Origin of the sequence: uncultured Campylobacter sp., assembly GCF_938030815.1 — a bacterium.
Taxonomy (GTDB): domain Bacteria; phylum Campylobacterota; class Campylobacteria; order Campylobacterales; family Campylobacteraceae; genus Campylobacter_B.
Genome location: NZ_CALHII010000011.1, coordinates 1 through 2,821 on the forward strand (window position 1 = coordinate 1; position 2,821 = coordinate 2,821).

Annotated in this window: 1 protein-coding gene and 1 pseudogene; both read left to right on the top strand. The window is 41.0% G+C overall.

The features are described from left to right. Positions 1–714 precede the first annotated feature (714 nt). Positions 715–2,574 (top strand): TonB-dependent receptor plug domain-containing protein, encoded by a 1,860-nt coding sequence (locus Q0277_RS00275; RefSeq protein ID WP_297994316.1) that lies wholly within the window; start codon positions 715–717, stop codon positions 2,572–2,574. Then, positions 2,516–2,821, top strand: a pseudogene (locus tag Q0277_RS00280) (TonB-dependent receptor); the annotation flags it as partial. The gene Q0277_RS00275 and the pseudogene Q0277_RS00280, both read left to right, overlap by 59 nt.

The window sequence follows — 2,821 nt, forward strand, 5'->3', positions numbered from 1 at the left end:
GCATTATTTCTTACCGTACAGGCATGTAGAGGGCACGGCGGCTCTGCGAGGTATTTTTTAGCCGCGAAAGATTCGGCGCGAAATTTTAAAACATAAAATTTGCGGCGGTATGGGTTAATTTGGCTGAATAAACGAGTAGATTATCGATGCCCGCAGCATAGCGATATGATTTATTTGTAAGATAGAATTTTGCCGCTCGCCGTATTTGTGCAAAACAAAATTTCAAAATTTCGCGGCGCATAAAATTTATAGCACGATGTAAATTTTACCAAACAAAATTTTGCCCTATTGCGGCGCTGATAAATAAACCTACTAATAAATCTCGCGAGACGACAATCAATTAAAATCCTAAATTTATAACGTAACGATTGGGTATAAAATTTTAAAATTACCGGTAAAAATATCATAATTAAAAAAGCGCGTTACATATTATAAAATGCGCTTTATTATCATTCGCCCTTTTATAATTTTCAGTATTTTTGCTAGCCGTTTCAAAAACGCTTTGCAAAATTTAACGCTATATTAAAGCTTAAAATGCGTCTATTACGCATTTCTTGACTATTCAAAATTTTTTACTTCTTAAAAATCAAAATTTTAGCCATTTAAAATTTATACTTGGATTTAAACTGCAATTTAATTAAACATTAAAAATCTTTGTATTATTATTCGCCGCGTTAATAATCAATTCTATAATCATTAAGTAAGGAAATATGAATGTTTAGAAGATTCTCTCTCTCTCTCTATGCCTCGCTGCTCTTTTATGGCTCGCTTTACGCGGAAGAGCCGGCCAACTCACAAGAACTGGGAACTATCCAGGTAACGGGCAATGTCGATTCGCAAAGCGTAGCCGAGCAAAAGGTCGGCGAAACTAAAACTACCGCGCAGACTATCAAGAAGCAGCAGATCACCGATAGCAGAGACTTGGTGCGATACCAAACGGGTATCACAGCGGTCGAGACGGGCAGATTCGGCGCTAGCGGATACGCCGTTCGCGGCGTGGACGAAAACCGCGTGGCTATCACAGTGGACGGACTTCGCCAAGCGGAGACTCTAAGCTCGCAGGGCTTTAAAGACCTCTTTGAAGGGTATGGAAATTTTAATAACACAAGAAACGGCGTAGAGATGGAAAACGTCAAAACGGCCAATATCACTAAAGGAGCCGACTCCATAAAAGCGGGAAGCGGCGCACTCGGCGGATCGGTTATGTTTGAAACCAAAGACGCTAGGGATTTCTTGACGGAAAAGAACTATCATTTCGGCTTTAAGCAGGGCTATCAAAGCGTCGATAGTCAAAATTTTCACTCCTTCACCGGTGCAGCTAGATACGGCTGGTTTGATCTTTTGGTTATAAATACCGATAGGCACGGACATGAAAGAAAAAACTATTTCTACGACATATATGATAGTAAAGAGGACAAACTTCATATAGGAAAAACTCGCGAAAAGGCAGACCCATACACCATAACCAAGAAGAGCACGCTCGTAAAAGTCGGATTTCAACCCGGCGACGAGAATAGATTTTCCGTCGCGATAGACGACTCGAAGCAAAATTCCGACGGCGAGGACTTGTCTTATACATTAAGAAGCGGTAGCCGTCCGGATGCTCCGGAGCGATATGGAAACAGGACCAACCATGATAGCTCCGATAGAAAAAATGTGCAGTTTAGCTACGAAAATTTCAGCGAAACGCCGTTTTGGGATCACGTTAAAATTTCATACTCGAAGCAGAGTATTAAAAACCGCGCGATAAACAGAGAGGGCTGCCAAGGCAATGAATGTATGAATATACAAAATCCATCCGGAATGCACCTGGATTCGAGCTCAAATACCCATACCGTTTTGGATAAAAATAAACAACAGTTAACTGCTGATTCTCAACAAGTCGATTTGGATGATTATATTATTAGGGACGGCTCGGGCAACATACTAAGATTAAATGACGATTATAAAATCAGAAAGGGAGTCTACTTGGACTGCTCTAAAATAGACTGTTCCAAAAAGATTAGAGTGCTTAGAGAAAATTACGACTACGACAAATGGCTCATAGGCCCGGGCTATAATTATGAATTCGTTGATAGAGAGATAGAAACTCACACGCTCGCAGACGGAAGAGTTTACGGAACGATAAAAAAAGATCCCTCGGATGCGTCGGTAACAAGACCCAATTGGTGGGGCGGAACAGATATAATACAAGAGCATAATTTATATTTCATAACTCCTGGAACGGGCGGCTATGAAGAGGTTCAATATTCCGACAGAACGCTAGATACCGAAACTCAGCAAGTAAATTTAGATTTTGAGAAAGACATTAGCCTATTTGACACCATAGAGAACTCTATATCATACGGCGGGCTTTTAGACAGGACCGATAAATCTATGACCAATAGAGACGGATTTTATGCGGGTAACTCGCAATGGTGGGATCAGATATTTTTTGGTAGAACCCCTGATGCAGGAATACCGAACCCAGACTATCTATCATATGAACGGTCAGCTCAGAAACAATACCACTGCGGTGAGCACCTATCTGATCCCGGTACAAACTACGACTACGGCAAGCTATATCGGAGATGAAATTCAAATAACCAAATATGTAGGCTTTGATCTTGGCTATCGCTACGACAAGGTAAAACATAAACCGAAATATACCGGCTATCCCGAAGTGCCCAGAGGCATCATAACCGGTTTGTGGGTGCCGTATCCTTACAACCCCTATGACGGAATACATGGTTACTACACTCCTTATGGAGAGGAAAATTATCAGCAAAATTTAAAATTCCTGCTAAGAGAGAAGGAATACAAAAGCGGCTCATATAAACTA

Excerpts from the sequence above, each read along its gene's own strand:
- Q0277_RS00275 (WP_297994316.1), top strand. The coding sequence starts at position 715 with ATGTTTAGAAGATTCTCTCTCTCTCTCTATGCCTCGCTGCTCTTTTAT.